The 19,098-nt window shown below is 46.3% G+C and carries 21 protein-coding genes; 6 read left to right on the forward strand and 15 right to left on the reverse strand.

The genetic code is table 11. From position 1 onward, the window contains the following. Position 1 precedes the first annotated feature (1 nt). The 8 genes from NYE42_RS17170 to NYE42_RS17205 form a co-directional block, all read right to left on the reverse strand. On the reverse strand, positions 2–1,039 hold the full coding sequence (locus NYE42_RS17170; protein ID WP_031378303.1) for a glycosyltransferase family 2 protein: 1,038 nt from the start codon (positions 1,037–1,039) through the stop codon (positions 2–4). 18 nt (positions 1,040–1,057) lie between these two features. Then, positions 1,058–2,161: an EpsG family protein gene (locus NYE42_RS17175; protein ID WP_032867035.1), complete on the reverse strand. Its 1,104-nt coding sequence runs from the start codon at positions 2,159–2,161 to the stop codon at positions 1,058–1,060. 3 nt (positions 2,162–2,164) lie between these two features. Next, entirely contained in the window at positions 2,165–3,301 is a 1,137-nt protein-coding gene (locus tag NYE42_RS17180; protein ID WP_095352637.1) for a glycosyltransferase family 1 protein, read from the reverse strand. Beyond that, positions 3,294–4,136, reverse strand: a complete 843-nt coding sequence (locus NYE42_RS17185; RefSeq protein ID WP_012118512.1) for a glycosyltransferase family 2 protein — start codon at positions 4,134–4,136, stop codon at positions 3,294–3,296. The genes NYE42_RS17180 and NYE42_RS17185 overlap by 8 nt, the downstream gene beginning before the upstream one ends. After that, positions 4,133–5,272 carry a glycosyltransferase family 4 protein gene (locus NYE42_RS17190; RefSeq protein ID WP_061890837.1) on the reverse strand — a complete coding sequence of 380 codons (1,140 nt, stop codon included), beginning with the start codon at positions 5,270–5,272 and terminating at the stop codon, positions 4,133–4,135. The genes NYE42_RS17185 and NYE42_RS17190 overlap by 4 nt, the downstream gene beginning before the upstream one ends. 15 nt (positions 5,273–5,287) lie before the next feature. After that, complete coding sequence (locus NYE42_RS17195) at positions 5,288–7,105, reverse strand: nucleoside-diphosphate sugar epimerase/dehydratase (protein WP_172587004.1); 1,818 nt, start codon at positions 7,103–7,105, stop codon at positions 5,288–5,290. A 221-nt stretch (positions 7,106–7,326) separates the two neighbouring features. After that, positions 7,327–8,007 carry a CpsD/CapB family tyrosine-protein kinase gene (locus tag NYE42_RS17200; RefSeq protein WP_007407393.1) on the reverse strand — a complete coding sequence of 227 codons (681 nt, stop codon included), beginning with the start codon at positions 8,005–8,007 and terminating at the stop codon, positions 7,327–7,329. 5 nt (positions 8,008–8,012) lie between these two features. Beyond that, on the reverse strand, positions 8,013–8,720 hold the full coding sequence (locus tag NYE42_RS17205) for a Wzz/FepE/Etk N-terminal domain-containing protein (protein ID WP_352426607.1): 708 nt from the start codon (positions 8,718–8,720) through the stop codon (positions 8,013–8,015). Positions 8,721–8,964: 244 nt separating this feature from the next. Between NYE42_RS17205 and slrR the strand changes: the two genes are divergently transcribed. Both slrR and NYE42_RS17215 read left to right on the forward strand, forming a co-directional pair. Further along, positions 8,965–9,420 (forward strand): HTH-type transcriptional regulator SlrR, encoded by a 456-nt coding sequence (gene slrR, locus NYE42_RS17210; RefSeq protein ID WP_352426608.1) that lies wholly within the window; start codon positions 8,965–8,967, stop codon positions 9,418–9,420. A gap of 80 nt (positions 9,421–9,500) precedes the next feature. Continuing rightward, on the forward strand, positions 9,501–10,949 hold the full coding sequence (locus tag NYE42_RS17215) for a carboxylesterase/lipase family protein (RefSeq protein WP_095352634.1): 1,449 nt from the start codon (positions 9,501–9,503) through the stop codon (positions 10,947–10,949). Between the two features lie 38 nt (positions 10,950–10,987). Here the strand turns inward: NYE42_RS17215 and NYE42_RS17220 are convergent, their stop codons facing one another. Both NYE42_RS17220 and NYE42_RS17225 read right to left on the reverse strand, forming a co-directional pair. Continuing rightward, positions 10,988–11,518: a dihydrofolate reductase family protein gene (locus NYE42_RS17220; protein WP_020956379.1), complete on the reverse strand. Its 531-nt coding sequence runs from the start codon at positions 11,516–11,518 to the stop codon at positions 10,988–10,990. A gap of 78 nt (positions 11,519–11,596) precedes the next feature. Continuing rightward, the gene (locus NYE42_RS17225; RefSeq protein WP_352426609.1) at positions 11,597–12,226 is read right to left on the reverse strand and encodes a YitT family protein; all 630 of its coding nucleotides are present in this window, start codon (positions 12,224–12,226) and stop codon (positions 11,597–11,599) included. A gap of 133 nt (positions 12,227–12,359) precedes the next feature. Between NYE42_RS17225 and NYE42_RS17230 the strand changes: the two genes are divergently transcribed. Beyond that, positions 12,360–12,878, forward strand: a complete 519-nt coding sequence (locus tag NYE42_RS17230) for a GNAT family N-acetyltransferase (protein ID WP_007407399.1) — start codon at positions 12,360–12,362, stop codon at positions 12,876–12,878. 41 nt (positions 12,879–12,919) lie between these two features. Here NYE42_RS17230 and NYE42_RS17235 read toward each other — a convergent pair whose 3' ends face one another. The 4 genes from NYE42_RS17235 to NYE42_RS17250 form a co-directional block, all read right to left on the reverse strand. Next, positions 12,920–13,408, reverse strand: a complete 489-nt coding sequence (locus tag NYE42_RS17235; RefSeq protein WP_014305882.1) for a phenolic acid decarboxylase — start codon at positions 13,406–13,408, stop codon at positions 12,920–12,922. Between the two features lie 21 nt (positions 13,409–13,429). Then, entirely contained in the window at positions 13,430–13,885 is a 456-nt protein-coding gene (locus NYE42_RS17240; RefSeq protein ID WP_095352631.1) for a DUF3237 domain-containing protein, read from the reverse strand. A 217-nt stretch (positions 13,886–14,102) separates the two neighbouring features. After that, on the reverse strand, positions 14,103–14,387 hold the full coding sequence (locus tag NYE42_RS17245; RefSeq protein ID WP_095352630.1) for a DUF1433 domain-containing protein: 285 nt from the start codon (positions 14,385–14,387) through the stop codon (positions 14,103–14,105). A gap of 132 nt (positions 14,388–14,519) precedes the next feature. After that, the gene (locus NYE42_RS17250) at positions 14,520–14,834 is read right to left on the reverse strand and encodes a DUF1433 domain-containing protein (protein WP_012118520.1); all 315 of its coding nucleotides are present in this window, start codon (positions 14,832–14,834) and stop codon (positions 14,520–14,522) included. Positions 14,835–14,940: 106 nt separating this feature from the next. Between NYE42_RS17250 and NYE42_RS17255 the strand changes: the two genes are divergently transcribed. The 3 genes from NYE42_RS17255 to NYE42_RS17265 all read left to right on the forward strand — a co-directional run bounded on the left by NYE42_RS17255 (position 14,941) and on the right by NYE42_RS17265 (position 17,757). After that, positions 14,941–16,320 carry a lipase gene (locus NYE42_RS17255; protein WP_352427015.1) on the forward strand — a complete coding sequence of 460 codons (1,380 nt, stop codon included), beginning with the start codon at positions 14,941–14,943 and terminating at the stop codon, positions 16,318–16,320. A 16-nt stretch (positions 16,321–16,336) separates the two neighbouring features. Further along, positions 16,337–16,648, forward strand: a complete 312-nt coding sequence (locus NYE42_RS17260) for a hypothetical protein (RefSeq protein WP_144463886.1) — start codon at positions 16,337–16,339, stop codon at positions 16,646–16,648. Between the two features lie 257 nt (positions 16,649–16,905). Continuing rightward, entirely contained in the window at positions 16,906–17,757 is an 852-nt protein-coding gene (locus NYE42_RS17265) for a pentapeptide repeat-containing protein (protein ID WP_015240651.1), read from the forward strand. Between the two features lie 105 nt (positions 17,758–17,862). Here the strand turns inward: NYE42_RS17265 and NYE42_RS17270 are convergent, their stop codons facing one another. After that, complete coding sequence (locus tag NYE42_RS17270) at positions 17,863–18,906, reverse strand: tyrosine-type recombinase/integrase (RefSeq protein WP_144463885.1); 1,044 nt, start codon at positions 18,904–18,906, stop codon at positions 17,863–17,865. Between the last annotated feature and the right edge of the window lie 192 nt (positions 18,907–19,098).

Raw genomic sequence — 19,098 nt, forward strand, 5'->3', positions numbered from 1 at the left:
TTCACCCTCTGATTTTCATTTTGTACTCGATTGCCCGCTGATACGCGGCTGATGCCAGCGACACGAACGGAATCAGCTTCAGCTTCGCCAAAAGCAGAAGGCATGAGCGTTTGGCGTCAAACGGCGCCGTTCCGGTTTTGGAAAGGCTCAGGCGAAACACGGGATCAGCGCATATCCGGCTGATATTCTTCCACTTCTCAGAAAACCGGCCGCCGTTATTCCGCTTCCATTCATTCAGCAGGCAGACTGTTCCGTGCTGAACGATGAAAAAATCCAGCTCCTGCCGGTATTCCTGTAAGCAGCCGTTTTCACGCAAAAAAGCCTCGTTCAGCCGATAGAGAACGAGACCTGAGTCAAACAGCTTTTTCTGATAGCTTTGCACAATGGAAGTCAAGTGAATCCGATAATGATAGAGCGGCTGATCCACGTACGAGACCGCACCTGCGAAAACATGCGCCCGGAGGCTGAAGTACTGATCCTCCACGTGCTCCAGCTCATCACGAAGCGGAAAGCGCAGCTGATGATGCTCGATCATGGTTCTTTTGTACAGCTTGTTCCATGAAAAACCGCTGACTCTTCCTTCAAATAAATCTTTCAGGTACAGTTGTTTCGGGCGCCCCGCGTACGCTGAAGCGATCGTTGAAACGGCGGTTTTCCCCGTATCCGCAAACTCGGCCGCATATTCGCAAATCACGAGATCAGCCTGATCAGCCTTCGCTTTTTCATACATGCGCAGGCAATAATCAGGTTCAACCCAGTCGTCCGCATCAATAAAAGCGATAAATTCGCCGCGCGCCGCCTCGATCCCCCTGTTGCGGACTGCGCCGAGCCCCCGGTTTTGCTGATGAATGACCCGGATTCTCTCATCCCGCTTCTGATAGGTTTCAAGAATCGCCGGGCTTTGATCCGTTGACCCGTCATTAACGGCCACGATTTCGATATTGGCGAGCGACTGATTGAGCAATGAATCTAAGCATCTTTCTAAATAAGTTTCCGTATTATACACAGCAATTAATAAACTGACCGCGGGTGTTTCCATATAAACCTCCAGTGTCCATTACCGGGAAAAAATCGTTCTGTACGGAAGCACAGACGAATCGACCGGCATAAGCAAGTAACTGTAAAGAAAATAACAGACAATAATGGCGATATAAATCAGCGCATTTGATTTTTCATCAAAAATCCTCACAAAATAAGGGATCAAGATCATTTGGTACAGGCCGAAATATATATTAAACCGGGCGAAAATAACATCCTTTGTCGCCAAAAGACCGAAGAGCAGGCCGAGCAGACAGAAATTCACGATGACATCAATGTCAGGCCAGAGCTTCCGCAGCCGCTCCCGATAGCAGAAAGCCAAAAACAGCGGCAGAAGCAGCACCGCGATTTTTACGACGTTCATCCCGTTCGTATTGGTCATCAGCCATTTCTCATAATGGCCGTATGAGCTGTTTTCCAGCACGACGACAAAAAGCGAAATGAACTTCTGATACAGAAACGTCATAAGAAGAAACAATGCCGACAGTCCGAAAATCGCGGGCGACCAGGCTTTTTTTCTGACGAGAAAATAAACCGGAATCATAATCAGCGCTGAGGAATGAAAAAGCGAACACAGCAGCACGATTGACATATAACGCTTCCAGCTTCCGCTGATCACGTAGCGGACGGCCCAAAACAAAACGGCCGCCACCATATACTGCCTGATCCCGTTAAAGGAAGCGTAATAGTGATACGTGCCCAAAAACAAAAACACACTCAGCTCAAACGGACGGCCGAACTCAACGAGCCCCTTTAAAATAAAGCTGCACGTCACGACCGCCACGGTGAAATACATGATTTGCGGATCTTTCGTGATAAAATTCATGAGCCAGATGAGAGCCGTAAACCCCGGATCAACGGCTGCTTTTTTCGCTCCAAACCCGAAGATCTCCCAAATGCTGCCGTAATTTCCCGCCAGCTTGTACATCAGCGCGTACGTCTGAAAATCCGTCCCGACTCTGTAGCGCAAACCGGAGACCAATACGAGCGATAGCAGCGGAACGATCATGACGAGCTGATTCGGCCGGTATCCGGTCGAAAGCGATTGATCACGCCCGCCGCACATTTTCGCGAACCATGACCAAATATACACAATTCCCATATTGACTACATATACAATCATTCGTTACTGTTCCTTTTTCCAATTCATATTGTAAAGCTTCATAACAGCCCCCGCATTTTCTCCCGCGTCATATCCCTGCCGTCTGAGGGTTTCTTTAATGCGCGCCCCGTCAGGCTTTGCCGCCTCTGCTGCCCGTAACACCGCGGATGCCCATTGTCCGGGCGGTTCTTTGAGGCTGAGCCTTTTGACCAGCCCGAGCCCGGCATCGGCTTCTTCCGTTATGCCGTCTGATATTACGCACGGCACCCCGGAGGCCTGCGCTTCAACGAGCGTGACGGGCAGCCCTTCATAAAGAGACGGCATGACAAATACATCCAGCGTTTTCAGCAGGGCATGAACGCGGTCTTCTATGCCGATAAAACGCACATCATCATCAAGCCCCAGCTTCGCCGCCAGATTTTCCATGTCGGTGCGAAGCGGACCGTCTCCGGCGAGAATCAGCTGTAAACCGATGCCTCGCTCTTTCATATCAGCGGCCAGCCGGAGCAGAAATTCGTGGTTTTTTTCTTCTGTAAAGCGGCCGATATGGCCGATCACCAAACGGCCGTCTGCAATGCCCCGCTTCCTTTTTTCAGCTTCTGTATCCGCGCACCCGCCGGCAAATAAGTCGAGATCAATGCCGTTCGGCAAAAGATGCACGTCTTTTTCTTTCCCGAATAAGAAATGGCCCGCGTCTTCTCCGCAGGCGCACAGTGCCGTGGCGTTTGCCGTGATCAGCCGTCTGAAAACAAACAGCTGCATCCCGGCAAGCCGCGACGCCCGCCCCCGCCACGACGTACTGTGCGAATGGCAGATCCGCACCGGGACGCCGGCTAAACGAGCGGCAAGCGCGATGAATCCCGACTGAAAATCGGTATGGGCGTGCACGGCGGCAAACGGGCCTTTTTCCTGAATCACCCGCTTGACCTGTTTCACAAATGTAATCGGGTTTGTGCTGCCGATGCTCGGCACATAAAAAAGCCGTCCGCCGAGAGCGAGAATTTCCTCATCATAAGCGCACGGATCGTTCCTATGGGTTAAAAAATCAAACTGCACCTTCGTTCTGTCCATCTTCCGGTACAAATTCATCATCATCGTTTCTGCGCCGCCCCTGTTCATCCCGCTGAAGATGTGCAGCACCCGCATCGATTTGTCAGTCATGTTCGGCAAGCCCTTCTTTTTGGCGGATGTCCCTGTTTTTATGATAACGGTTCATGACCGCGGGCGGCGTAATGGCGCGGATGAGAGGTTTTGCGATATACGCGTAATGGGAAAGCGGCAGCTTCAGCCGTCTGCATGCCTGAAAAACGAGGACCGCGTTATCAATGGAATACGTAAACGATCTCCTTTTAAACGCATCACTGTCCTCTCTTACTTTATACAGCGTTTCTTGGAGATTGTACCCCCGGAAACCCGCTTCAAAAAAGCGCAGCCACAAATCGATATCCTCCATCCGCCGCGTCCGCCTGACTGACCGGTAGCCGCCAAGCGCTTTGTACGCTTCAGCCCGCATCATAATGGTACCGTGGCAGAACGGTGTGCCTTTCGCCATAATTCCCGGTTTCGGCACGGGCGGCAAAAGCCGGGCGCCCCTTACACCGAATTCGTCAAATACGAGCATCCCCGTGCCTACGACTTGATAGTGGGCGTGCTTGTTTAAGAAAGCGGCCTGTTTTTCCAGTCTCCTCGGGTTGGAGATGTCATCACCGTCCTGCCTGGCGATATAATCCCCCGTTGCGTATGTCAGACAGCGGTTCAGCGAAGCGGCAAGCCGTTGATTTGTCTTATTTTGAATCAGCGTGATCCGGTCGCCGTAATGATCCGCGTAACGGCGCGCAATCTGATACGTTCCGTCAGTTGACGCGTCATCACACATAATCAGTTCCCAATTCTTATAAGATTGGCTCAGGATGGATTCAATACTCTCCGCTAAAGTCTCTTCGCAATTATAAATTCCCATGATGACGGAAATTTTCGGTTGTGCTCCTGCATTCATACGCTTTTCTCCTTTTTATCCATATAACCGGCGTAAATGTGCGCCATTTCCTTTACCGTACGTGTTTCCGAAAAACATTCCGCCGTGCTGCGCCCTTTTTGCCCCATTGCTTTTCGCAGACACGGTGAGCGGTACAGCTTTTCAATCCGATCGGCAAACGCCGCGCTGTCCCCGGCCGGCACGAGAAAACCGTTCACACCGTCTTCGATGATCTCACGGTGCCCCCTGTTGTCCGCGGCAACGGCGGGCTTTTCGGCAGCCATTCCTTCAAGCAGATTCATGCCGAGTCCTTCCCGGATGCTTGAGGCGACAGACAGATCGGCAAGCTGAATCAGTTCATGAATATCGCGGCAAAAACCGTAAAACCGCACCATGTCGGATACACCGAGTGATTCAGCCTTTTTTCTGTACGGCGCTTCCATCGCGCCTTCTCCTGCAAATACGAGTTTCAGCTCCGGGATGCGGTTCTTCAGCAGTGCCGCAGTCTCAATGAGAAGTCCTTGGTTTTTATTGCCGTTTAATTCAGCGGGGTATACGAGAATAAATTCCCCGGCGCCGAAGCCGTGTTTTTCTCTCAGACGTTCACTCTCTTCCCGGCTCACAGGGCGAAACCTGTCTGTATTCACCCCGATGCCGTGTATTTTTTTCGCGCCGCAAGCTGTTTTTTTCATTTGCTTGGCCCGTTCGTAATCCTCTTCATTAATCGTAATCAGACAATCCGTATAAGAAGAAAGAAATTTTTCGATCGGGTAATAAAGAAGCCAGTTTTTCAGGGGCGCTCCGTCACAGAAGTGAAAGCCGTGCGCGGTGTACAGCACCTTTGTCCCTTTTTGGCGAGCTTGTCTCGCCGCAAGGCGTGCAAGCACGCCGCCGACCGGCGTATGACAGTGAATCATGTCGTAGCCGTTGTCCTGAATGATCCGTTTCAGCCGCCTGTAAACAGAAAGATTTTCGGGATGAAACGGCGAGCGCCGGATCGGAATGGAAAACTTTTCATCAACGAACGGAAGATTCATATTGCCGCCTGCCGCGACGTGCACCTCCCAGCCCATATCCTGAAACCATTGAAAATACGGAAGATGAAAGGCTTTAAAATGATAATCGACAGTGGCGCAGAATAATACTTTTTTCGTCATCTTTCTGTCCTCCCATCACACGCCTGCGGCCGCTTCTTCATGTACTGATTCGATCGCCTCAAACAGCCTTTTTCTCAGCTCTTCTTCAGGCAGACGGCTGAATTCCTCCATAAAACGGATGAGCACGGCCCAATTCCCGTCCACCGCTTTCCCGATATGGATTTTCGGAAAAATCTGCTCCGTATGTACTTCATTATGATTCAGCAATTCTTCATACATCTTTTCTCCCGGGCGGATGCCGGAGAATTCGATGGGAATCTGTTCTGTCGTATAGCCTGATAAATGAATCAGGTTTTTGGCCAGATCGACGATTTTGACGGGTTCTCCCATATCCAGAACGAAAATCTGCCGCCCTTTTGCAAGCGCCCCCGCCTGAATGACGAGTCTTGACGCTTCGGGAATCGTCATAAAATATCTTGTCATCGCCGGGTGCGTGACGGTGACGGGTCCGCCTTTTTCAATCTGCTTTTTGAAAATCGGAATGACGCTGCCGCGGCTTCCGAGCACATTTCCGAAACGGACGGCGGCGAATTTGGTGCGGCTGACCTTTCCGAGGTTCATGATGACCATTTCCGCAAACCGTTTCGTCGCGCCCATGACATTGGCCGGATTGACCGCTTTGTCAGAAGAAATCAGCACGAAGGTTTCCGTTCCGCACATGTCGGCGGCTTCGGCGACATTTTTCGTGCCGATAATGTTGTTTTTAACGGCTTCTTCCGGATTATGTTCCATTAACGGCACATGTTTATGGGCAGCCGCATGATAGACGACGTGCGGCTCGTATTTTTTCATCAAAGCAAAGATTTTATCTCTGTCCTGAATATCGGCGATCTCCGCGTGAAAGAGCACCTCTTTGCCGAAGCGTGCGGACAGCTCGGTATGTACGGAATGAATGCTGTTCTCCCCGTGGCCGAGAAGGACGATTTCCCGCGGAAGAAACGCGCTGATCTGGCGGCAGATCTCAGAACCGATTGAGCCGCCGGCGCCCGTGACCAGAATCGTTTTTCCCTTGATGCTGTCAGAAATTTTGCTCGTATCAAGGGTGACCGGCTTTCTGCCGAGCAGATCTTCGGCTTTTACATCTCTGATGTGTCCGGCAGCCTGCGTTCCGAGCAGGATCTCATCAAATTGCGGCATGATTTTAATATGGGCGCCCGTCTGCACACATTCTTTGTATAACGTCTGAAGCTCATGGGTGCAAAGAGACGGAATGGCAATGATAATATGGTGGATTCTCAGCCTCTGCACCGCCGGCATAATGCTTTCTTTTCCGCCGATGACGGGCAGGCCCATGATTTCGAGCTTATGCTTCGTCTGATCATCATCAATAAAAGCCACAGGCATGATTCCGAGATCGTTTTTCTGGGTAAGCTGACGGACGAGCAGCGTCCCCCCCGCACCTGCGCCGATGATCAGCGCCCTGGAAGAGTCATTTTGCTTCCTGCCGATCGTTTCTTTCAGCACCCGTGAAATCATCCGGCTTCCTCCGATGAACAATAGCTGAACCATCCAGCTGACGGCCAACAGCCGGAACAAAATCGTGTGGAACACCCCGTATTGGACGGCGGCTGTCACAGCTGCGGACAGCGTGATCCCCTTCAGCAGATCAAGCAGCTCGCCTATTCCCGTGTACGTCCATACCTGCTTATACTGGTGAAACATAAAAGCGCATACATGATGGCTGATCAGCATGCTCACGGCAGTCAGCAGCAACGCTCCGGAGTCATAAAAGTGATAAGAATCCTCAAAAAATTGATATCCTATAACAACGGAAAGTAAAACGAGATACGTATCCAATGCAAAAATCATTGAAAGTCTTCTCCGGTAAGTCAATCTTTCCCCTCCTCATTTATCGGTTTAGCTGATACGGTTTTCGTAAAAACAGACATAACAGCTAAGCCGATAACAATGCATCATCTTAAGATAAAATTGGGCATTTAACCCGTCCTCACACCCCGCCACCGACGACCAGCATCTAAGGCGGCGAAAAACGCCGCCCACAGCAGAGCCGAGTGCCTCCGTTGATAAAGGTAAGGAGACATCACCTGCACCGCTCAATACGAGTAGTGCTCCGTTTTTTTGATTTTCTTTTTATTCAGCAGCGCCCCCAAAAGCTTTGCCTTTGACTGCTGGAGCGCGTCTCTCGCCTTTTGGACGGTATCCATTTTCGTTTTTCCGCTCAAGACGACGAGAACGCTTCCATCTGTCTGGTTCGCTAAAATCTGTCCGTCCGCCACAGCCAAAAGCGGAGGTGAATCGAAAATAACCAGACTGTACCGGCTGTACATCTCCTGAATCAGCTCTCCCATCGCCTTTGAAGATAAAAGCTCAGCCGGATTCGGCGGCGTCGGCCCGCTCGTTAAGACGTAAAGGTTATCAATCAGCGTTTTTTGCACCGTTTCGCCGAGGGAAGCGTTTCCGACTAACACATTCGTAAGGCCTTGTACATTTTCAAGCTGATAGGTCTCGTGTATCGTCGGTTTTCGTAAATCCGCATCGACGAGCAGCACCTTTTTTTCCTGCTGCGCAAATACCGCGGCAAGGTTGGCGGCGCTGAATGATTTTCCTTCTCCCGGAACGGAAGAAGTGACGAGAATAGAGCGCAAATGGGTCTGAACAGAGGAGAACTCAATATTTGTCCGAATGGTGCGGTATTGTTCAGCCACCAATGATTTGTGATGTAAAACGGATATTTGAGCCAGTCCCCTTCTAGATTTCTTTTTTCTGAATCCCAAACGCCTCACTCCCCGAAATGTTTTTCATCAGACCGTGTCTGCTGATTTTTGATGTCATACACAACCCCTAAAATAGGCAAGTCTGTTTTTTCGCTGAGCTGCCGCTCGCTTTTAACGGTTTCATCAAGAAAATGGAGAAAAAACGCAAGCGTCACACCCGCCATGAGAGCCGCACCGAACGCCATCATGATATTTCGGATGCGCGAAGGCTTGACCATCGGGCTTTCCGATGCTTTTGCCTCAGACAAAACAATGACGCCTTTTATATTCATCCTGTCACGGACTTCTTTTTTAAATGTCTTCATCAGCGTGTTCGCTATAGCGGCGGCCTGTTTCGGATTCTCGTCCTGCACCGCTACGGTAATGATCTCTGAATCGGTTTCGCTGCTTGTCGTGATCTTTGCTTTTAAAGCGGATGCCGTCTCAGAAAGATGCAGCGTCTGCTTCACTTTCTCAAGCACTACCGGGCTTTTCATTATCGTTTGAAACGTATTGTTGTAATGAAGATTCAGCTGAACGTCGCTGAGATTCGAATTTTTTTCACCGCTTGTTTCATGAATGAGCACTTGGGTCGATGACTGATAAACGGGCGAACTCACCCGGAATTGGATGTATCCCGTCACCAGCGTTACAACTGCTGTCATGATAAAAATCAGTAAAAATCTGTGTTTAATAATGTCAAATAATTCTTTGAAACTCATATTCTCATTCATGTAATTACAGCCTCATCCTTATTGCATCAGGCTTAAACGCCCCCTTCTGTTAATGATTGGATTATAAAAGAAAAGGTCGAAATTTGAAAATTTCAAATTAAGCCATTTAGTTCTTTTTAAAGAACATTATCATGATTTTCCTCTTATTTACTGCACTTACCTTATAATTTTAAATTTTATAAAGAACGAAAGATTTCTTATAATGAACAAAAAAATGCCAGTATACAGGGGAGAATTCAGCACAATGATTGGAAGAATAATTCGTTTATACCGCAGAAGAAAAGGCTACTCTATTAATCAGCTAGCAGTTGAAGCAGGTGTCTCTAAATCTTATTTAAGCAAGATAGAACGGGGGGTTCACTCAAATCCGTCCATCCAATTTCTGAAAAAAGTATCCGCCACCCTGCAGGTCGATCTGACGGAGCTTTTTGATGCCGAAACGATGCTGCATCACATGGGAGGCACGGAAGATGAGTGGCGCATCCACCTTGTGCAGGCCGTGCAGTCAGGCATGCCGAAAGAAGAACTGTTCACCTTTACGAACAAATTGACTGAAAAACGCCCGGAGCCCGCACCCTACCGCAACAGAAAACTGACTGAATCCAACATTGAGGAATGGAAAGCGCTGATGCAGGAAGCCAAAGAACTCGGCTTGTCCGTTCAGGAAGTCAGTTCATTTTTAGAACGGAAGCGTTACTAATGATATGCTGATGAAAAGGCTTTTATTCGCTTCATGTCTTCATCTCTGTTTATAATGAAAAGAAAAAAGGGGATGAAATCATGACAAAACTTACCGTTCAAACCCGCTCCGGCGCAATGAAAGGAACTGCCGGCCGCGGTGCCCGCACATGGAAGGGCATACCGTACGCCAAGCCGCCCGTCGGAGAGCTCAGATTTAAAGCGCCGGAGCCGCCCGCACCTTGGGACGGCGTAAAACATGCCGATTCGTTCGGATCGGTTTGTCCGCAGCCGGATGATATGCTGTCTATATCGTTTTCCGGAGATGTACCGCCTCAATCTGAAGATTGCCTTTACCTCAATGTTTTCGCCCCCGATTCAGAGGGCGAAAAAAAGCCTGTCATGGTATGGATACACGGCGGGGCATTTTATTTAGGTGCCGGAAGCGAACCGCTTTACGACGGATCTGCCCTTGCCGCTGACGGAGATGTCATTGTAGTGACACTCAATTACAGGCTCGGACCGTTCGGCTTTTTACATTTGTCTTCTATTCATGACGCGTATTCCGCCAATATCGGGCTGCTCGATCAGATCGCCGCCCTGCGCTGGGTGAGAGACAATATCTCCGAATTTGGAGGAGACCCGGATAACGTCACGATATTTGGTGAATCGGCAGGCGGCATGAGCATCGCCTCCCTTATGGCAATGCCTGACGCAAAAGGCCTGTTTCATAAAGCCATTTTAGAAAGCGGCGCCTCTCATACGATCCCGGCGGACATGGCAAAAGACATCGCGGCGGCATTTATTCATGAAGCCGGCACTGATCAATTGCAGGAGCTTTCCGTTAATGACCTGCTTAAGACTGCGGATAAAGTGCGGCGCTCACTAGATCAAAACATTTTTCAGCTTTTGTTTCAGCCCGCCATCGATCCGGCCACATTGCCTGCGGAACCGGTGAAAGCCATAGCAGACGGGGCCGCAGAAGGCATACCTATGATCATCGGAACCAATCGTGATGAAGCATATTTGTTTTTCACCCCTGATACAGACATTCATTCCGAGAAAAAGCAGCAAGATTATTTGCATTATTACCTCGGAGAGAACTGCACCGAGCAAGCAGCAGATTTATATCCGCATTCATTAAAGGGACAAATCGATATGATGACGGATCTGATTTTCTGGCGGCCGGCTGTCGCTTTCGCACAAGGACAGTCGCAGCACGCACCGGTCTGGATGTACCGCTTTGATTGGCATGGCGAAACACCGCCGTTTCATAAAGCCGTTCACGCTCTGGAATTGCCGTTTGTGTTCGGAAACTTTGATTCTTTGAGAAAGACGCTGCAAGAACCGCTCGGTGATGACGCAGAACAGCTTTCCAAACAAATCCAATCCGCATGGCTCGCTTTTGCAAAAACCGGAAACCCGAACACCTCTCACTTCAATTGGCCTGAATATGATACCGATTCACGCGAAACTTTGCTTTTCAACACGGATACCGCTGTTGAAAGTGATCCCGATTCAGCAAAACGCCGCATCCTGTTTCAAGCATAAAAAACGCCAAGGGAGCCGGCTCCCTTGGCGTTTCGTTTTCATCTCACTTCATAATGCAACTCCGCAAATTGCTTATAGCGCCTGACATCAGTCAGCTTCAGTCCTGTCTCCCGGTCTCCGGGTTTGAACAAAGAAATTCCGCGGCCGAGCAGAACGGGGGCGATCTGAATGATAAACTCATCGACAAGTTTTTCCTCCAAAACCGGGTGCAGCAGCTCACTCCCGCCGACAATCCAAATCCGCTTGCCTTCTTGGCGTTTCAATGCTTTTATAAAATCGGCAGGCTCTTCATGAATAAACCGCACATGTTCAGTGCCCCCGGTCAATGTCCGCGAAAACACATAGCATTCTTTACCTTTGTACGGAAATTCCTCAGGCAATAAAACCAATATGTCCTCGTATGTTTTTCTGCCCATGATGATCGTATCGACAGATTCATAGAAAGCTTCATAATCGGTGCCGTCTTCACCTTCAGTTCCGATTAACCAATCTAAAGAGTGATTTTCCCGCGCAAGATAGCCATCTGCGCTGACAGCTCCGTAAAAAACGAGCTTTCTTTGACCGCTCATAGAAATCCCTCCCCCTTTTTATTATACCTTGAACATGCGGATGAAATGAAAAATGATAGAATCGGGTAAAAACCCCTGTTACCGGGTTTTCGTTTCTTCCTGCTTTGGAGATGCTGTTAATATGCCGTCTATCCATCTTCCGGTAATCGGCATAAAGAAATGGAGAATGACCCCTCCTAAACAAACGGTTAATAACGTTCCGATGCCTACCGGACCTTTTAGCATCACGGCCAGTATGAAAAATATGAAGTAAATGACCGTTCTTGAAAAAAAGATGCTTCTCCCGGTTAATTCGCGGACAATTAACGTTAACCGATCAACCGGGATCGGGGCGAAATTTGTGTGCAGATAGGTTGCGGTTCCTATCCCTATCACAACTAAACCGATTGCAAAACAGCCCGCCTTTCCGTACCATGGTTCAGGCGTTATGATTCGGTGCAGGAAAAAAAGCCACATATCAATCCCGATTCCCGTTATAAACGCCGTAATCATCCCTGTAAATTCCGGTCTTTGTCTTTTTAACATTGAATTACAGCAAATTAACAGGAAAGCGATGATGATTTCCCAGCTTCCCACGGTAAGCCCTGCATGGACGGATAATCCCACAATAAGCGCATCAAAAGGAGACGTTCCAAGATCTGATTGAATCGTGACAGAAATACCAAAGGTCAAGATCATGATTCCTAAAACATAAAAAGCATATTTCACTTTATCGTCCTCATTTTCTTATTTTATGTTGCAAATACAACAAAATTACAGTATGTTTACTATACGGTATTTTCATTGCAAATACAACAAAAAATCAGCTGATATGATAAATGAAGAAAGGAGCTGTATGACCATGAGTATTCAATTAAAAAAGTGCAGCCTTAACGATATAACAGAGCTTCGGGAGATAAGCATTGAAACATTCAATGATACATTTAAGGATCAAAATTCACCAGAAAATATGAAAGCTTATTTGGAAAATGCATTCCGCTCTGAACAGCTGAAAAAGGAATTATCCAATCTGTCTTCTCAATTCTATTTTGTTTATTATCATGATGACCTTGCGGGGTATGTAAAAGTTAACATGAACGAAGCACAATCAGAAAAAATGGGTGAAGATTCTCTTGAGATTGAGAGAATTTATATAAGAAAAAACCACCAGAAACACGGGCTTGGCAAATATCTGCTGAATGAAGCTGTGAAAATCGCAACAGCACACAATAAAAAGAAAATCTGGCTGGGCGTATGGGAAAAAAACGAAAATGCAATCGCCTTTTATCAAAAAATGGGGTTTGTCCAAACCGGAGAACACTCTTTTTATATGGGGGATGATAAACAAGTCGACTTTATCATGACCAAAACCCTGTCGTAAAAGGATACAAAAAACCCGGCCAAGCTGCCGGGTTTTTTCTCTTATTTTAATTTTCCCGCACGGATATCATCGGTCATTCCTTCGTACGGCGCTTCTGAAATCAATGTTTCGTTATTGATTCCCGCATTGTTGAGATACGTAATATCCGCAAACTCGGGAACGACATATTTCGGGTACGTTTCATATTTCTCACGTGACTCTTTCATCACGTCAATGTAATCATTTTGGTAGCACACCGTGATTTCCGGATGCTCATGCACCCATTTCGGGAAGAAAATAATTCCGTGCATCCGTTTTTCATTCGGCATAAAGTTTAAGGAAACATCTGTGCCTGTCGGTTCAGTCCATGACACTTTGTATACGCCTTCTGTCAGCTTGACGATATTCACTTCCTGGTCGCGCACCCAGCGGCCGCCTACCATTCCGCTATGAATCCGATAGTCGATCGTATGATCATTTTTAATATAGATTTCATACTCCCAGCCGTTTTCATACGTGTAAATCATATGGCTTCCGATAAAGTTTTCCATGTTGACTCACTCTCCATCTTATTATTGAACTTCATAAATATCTAACCGAATGTCATCCGGCCATCTGATCGCAGCCCCGATAAACAGCCGGTCCTGCAGATGCTGATATGCCTCGCTGCTTGTTTCAAACACAGGCACAGTGCGGAAATACGCGTGCTCGGGATCAATGATGCGCCCCTCTGCAGCCTGTTGGCGGAACGGTTCACTGACTTGGCGGATGCCGTTGTTCTCTACATAGATGACTTCAGGCTCCTCCGTCTCCAGCGCATATCTGGCAGAAAGATCGACCCGGCCGTTCGGACGAATGATCTGGGCATCTGCCCCGCCCGGAAGCACACGTCCCTTTACGGCGCCGCTGACCGTTCCGCCCCGTATCGGAATCAACTGCCTTTTCCCTAATCCAGTCTGCCCCGCAACGATCGGTTCATCCACTTCAATCTGCAGAGACATCACTTTTTTTAAAGAAGGTTCATTCAAGACGTATCACCTCCCGAGGTATTATGTTTAATTAAACATGTAACTATTTACACGTTTAATTGTAACGCTGTTAAAATGGACTGTCAAATAATGAGCTGCCTCTGATAAAGTTTACCCGGAAAAAGAGGTGTTCAACAAAAAAGACAAGGGCGGCACATGCCGAAACCCTTGTCTTTTTCATTAAGCTCATCTATAAAAAACGCAGACGAGCGTCTTCTTAGTTATCACAATCTTTATCTCTGCATTCATTCTTTCTTACAGCGTCTATTGAGTGCCCCATGATCTTGTCATTTGCCTTATCATAAATACCATCGAATTTATTCGATGTATCACCGTTGTAATAGCCAAATACCTCTATCCCGCCCATTGGATCTATTTCGTATTTATCTTTAAATGTAACGTTATGTATGCCTTCATAATTCGCTTTGATAAATTTCTCCATTCGTTCTTGAGCAATCTTTATCTCTTCAGCCTGAGCATTTTTATCATTCATACTTTTCATTATAAAACCTCCGGCTGCTATTAAGATAATGAACATAATAATATATTTTTTCACAGAAACATCCGTCCCATCAGTTATGATGAAGCTCGCGGACTAGAAAAATGGTGGTGACATCCGGTGCATTTAGGCATCTTAAGATTTTTCTTCCGCATCCACAGAGGAGCTCCCTATTTTGTCACCTACAGGATCATATAAGCCGTCAAATTCTTTAGTTTTATCACCGTTTAGATACCCCTCAACTGTAATTCCGCCGGTTGGATCAATAAAATAATCATCATAAGAAATTTTATCTATACCCTTGTACTCGCTACGCAAGTATTCGGTCATTTTACTTTTGGCTTTTTCGAAAAGAGCATTTTCTTCCTTTTTGACATCATATTGATGCTTCATAATCAGCCCTCCAACAGTTATAATTAACACTAGTACAATAATAAGGTATTTTTTCAAAAAAAATCATCCTTTCCTTACCCTATTTTACATGACAAGAAAGGTGCTGTATATCTTGAGCAAGAAAATCAGGACTTCAAACCTGACAGATGAAACATATTACAGGATGAGTCAACGTGCTTATAACTATGACTATCTTAAAAGGAAATTAAAGAAGAACGATTATATACGTATTAATTCTTCCATTTCAAAACCTACTTACTGGTACGTCGATCAAATAAAATCAGACGATAATACAGGACTTGATGCGGTTGTATTAGTACAAGCAGTGAAGAATAACGGAAAATGGATAAAATCAAAAAACCCCGAAAACGTGGTCGTCGCCTTCGCAGGCACTGATATCGCAAAAGACCCGATCAATGACGGCGTAAAAGCGGACGGCGGCAATATTGTTTTCGGAAATGATCCGAAAACAGAAGTACATTATATTGTAAAAAAAGACGCAAAGGATACGTCGAAAACACTTGGAACCTATCACGGAACGCCCTCTCAAGACGCCATGCTCACAACCGGAAAGTATAAGCTGATGACGAAAACTTCGCAAATCGATCAAGCCGATCAGCTGGTACGCAGCGTAAAGAAAAAGTATGCCGGAACGTCAACGATTATTTCAACAACCGGCCATTCACTTGGCGGCGCTGAGGCCGAATACAGCGCGGTGAATAATAATGTGTATGCCGTCGCGTTTAACAGTCCTTCCGTCGTGAAACTGCACGATGAGGAAACACAGAAAGAGATCAACAGCGGCATTTACGATCCTTACATCCGGTCAATTATCAATCCGGACGACATGGTCGGGGCAGGTTATTGGAACGAATATGACCGCCACAACGGGACAACAATTTATACGAAAAACCCCTCGCTCTCACAGTTCAGCCGAAACCAGCGGCTTGATGGGAAATTGAGCGAGCAGATCGGAAAAAATCTCGCTTATTTCTTCACTACTGTCATTCTGAGAAATCCGGATACACACGGCTTAAACGAAGCAAATTTCGTGTTCGACAGAAACGGAACTATCGCAAATCCGAACGGAGATGAATTAGTCTTTGACAAAAACCTCGGCGCTCTTCTGCCGGCCGGTGCGATCGGAAGCGGCGACGCGATAAAAGTAACGCCGACAAACGCAAAGAAGCTGGCTGAAAAGGTGCAGGCTATGACTGAGGATTTGCGGACGATGAAAAAAGAAGCGCAGAACGCCTATCAGGAGCACGATGAAAAAATCGCCGAGCTGAAAACGGAATTCTACGGTCAAGTCGGATACGGCTTGTATGATCAGCTTCAAGCACAGGACGTGACCAATACCATTGAAGATATTGCGCTATCTTACGATAAAGGCCCGATTTTTTATGACACTCAGGCTGAGCAGGCGTTTATTGATTCTTTGCAGGCGGCGATCACGGATCTTGAAGAGATCGGCGGATTCTTACATAAAATAGCAGACGAATTTCAGGAAAAAGACCAGATGCTCGCAAACTGGTTAAGATGATAGAGGTGTATACATAATGCCGACATTAGACGAACTTTTAGAACACAAGGACGACCCGATGAAGAAAATGCTGCAGCGGCAGATGCTGAAAACAGGGATGACGCAGGCAGCGGGGATGAAACTGGAAACAGTCCGCCGAACGCTGAAACCGACATTCGAAATGGATACGTTGAAAGATGAATTATATGAAGTGTATTCAGCACTCTTGAACAGCTTTGAAGGCAAGGCGCAAAAAGCTCTCGCACAGCGGATCAGTGAAAGTGCCAAGCTTATTGTTAATGTGGAGAACGACGGAGAAACTTTCGTTAATAGCTTTAAAACGAGATAAAAAGCCCCTCTGCAAAGCAAGTTAAGTATGAAATGAACGAAAATAATAAAGATGCGATTATCGAGTCATTAAAGCGGAAAGTTAAGCGACTAGAGCATGAGAACAAAGATTTTAGAAACCCAATTAAAAGTAGCGTATGCAGAAGTCTACAAAAAGTTCTAGTTGACAAGGTATTTATTATTTAACAATCAAGATTGTTTAGGAATCTCGTATATTAAACTCAAAAGTTATTTGACTAAAGATAAGAGGGTATAAAAATGGATAATGAAACAGCCAAAAATATTAGAGAAAGTTTAACGGCTGATTGTACGAAGTGCTTTGGACTTTGCTGCACAGCGCTTAATATTGTAGCATCAAGCGATTTTCCAATTAACAAGCCAGCAGGTGCACCTTGTGTTAATTTACAATCTGATTATGGTTGTCAAATTCACAGCAACTTACAAGAGAAAGGTTTTAAGGGCTGTACAGTGTTTGACTGTTTAGGTTCTGGACAAGTTGTTTCTCAAATTACTTTTAAAGGTCAAAGTTGGCGAGATAATCCTGAAATTCGAGAAAAAATGTTCCGAGTGTTTCCGATCATGGAACAAATACATGAAATGATTGCGTACACGGCAGAAGCCTTGTCGTATGATATTCCCCATGCTTTGTCTGATAAATTGAGTGTGCAGTTAAAAGAATTGCAGAACTTAACAAAACTCGATGCTGAAGAATTATTATCTCTTGATCTAGTGGTGTACAGATTTCCATTAAACAAATTGCTTTCGGAAACCAGCGAGTATATTAGGGAAAGCTTAATTTCAAAGTTACCTGACACTAAAAATGCCAAGAATTATAATTACGAAAGAGCCGATTGGATTGGCAAAAAATTAAGAGGTAAAGATTTAAGGGCATTAGATTTAAGGGGAGCATATTTAATTGCTGCAGATATGAGGAATGCAGATTTAAGAGGTGTTGATTTTATTGGCGCTGATTTGCGTGATGCTGATTTAAGGGGAGCAGACTTATCTACGAGTATGTTTTTAACTCAAATGCAAATTAATTCGGCTAAAGGTGATGTAAAGACAACATTCCCCTCTCATATACAACGACCTTCCCATTGGATTAACTAATTTTGTTCAGTTTGTGTATTGAAGGAAACTTTTTGAAGATGGTCTTACTATCAGTCTTAGGAAAGCACATATTAGTCATGAATAATATATGCTTTATGCTTTCCTTTATTTTTGAGGATTTTTATAATTTAGGTCATGATAATACTGTGCCATCCGGTATCTGTAGCATGTGGAGTTCGGGGAATTTAGCTTTCCGATATAATAGACGTAGGCTAGGACGTTCTTTCTTTCGGATTTATTTCCGCTGGATGGCGTTCTTTTTTTTGTTTTTAAATGTAAGGAACGTATATCGCTGCCGTTTCTTAAATAATTAATCGCAAAGGTATGTCGTAAGCTATGAAGGCTCGGTCGGCATTCCTTTTTTAAATCCGCCATTTCCCCGTACTTCGCAGCTCTCTTCCGCAAGTGATCTTTCGCAATCTTCTCTCCGTACTGATTAACGAAGACATGCGTAAATTTACCGAAATACTCCGTCATTTCCGTTAGTAATTGCCGCAACTCTTCCGCGACCTGTTCAGTCATCGGTACCATTCTGTTCTTACGGTTCTTGTTGACGGCGCCCGGCAGCATGATAACGAGGTTGTCAAAGTCGATGTCTTCCGGCTTAAGTCCTTCAAGCTCATTCGAACGAAGCCCACATTTTAACGCAATGAGGAACGCTACATAATCGCGAAAGCCTGGGAACGTATCCTTCTCGATCATTTTAAAGAATCGCCGTACCTGGATATCTGTGAGCATCTTAATCGTCTTTTCATCGACCCGCAGCTTCGTTACTCTTTTCGCTGGATTTTCGTTTAGAAGCCCGCGCTTAGTCATTCGGCTAAGGATCGACTTTATGCCGCCTAAACGGATATTTATCGTTACTGGCGAAAGATCGCGTACGTTGAACATCGTTGATATATAGGACCGCAGATGATCTTCCGTAATGTTCGTTACGTTATCCGTCGGCTGTATGCCGACCACTTCCATAAATTCCGCCCAATACTTCCGATAATCATTGATCGTTCTGTCGCGATAGTTCTCCGTTTCAAATAGCTCGCATACGATCCCTAACGCTTCGTGAACGGATTTCGTCGCTTTGAAGCTCTTTACTATTCCGTCAGTCTCGCGCCGATCCCTGACGCCTTGCCTGCGTTTTAAAACCGCCATAACAAAAAACCTCCCGGATTTATTTATCCGCGAGGTTACGTTTGCTGAATCGAACTATATCGTTTTAAGAGATACGAGCCAGCCGATTAAAGCCGGGCCCGTTCTTTACCGGTTCGCGTCCTGTCGGACACTTTTCGTACACTTGACGCCTTAACGGACCGTCGGAAAGCGTTGATATGACGGGGTTAAAAC

Origin of the sequence: Bacillus sp. FSL K6-2865, from assembly GCF_040311405.1 — a bacterium.
Taxonomy (GTDB): domain Bacteria; phylum Bacillota; class Bacilli; order Bacillales; family Bacillaceae; genus Bacillus; species Bacillus velezensis.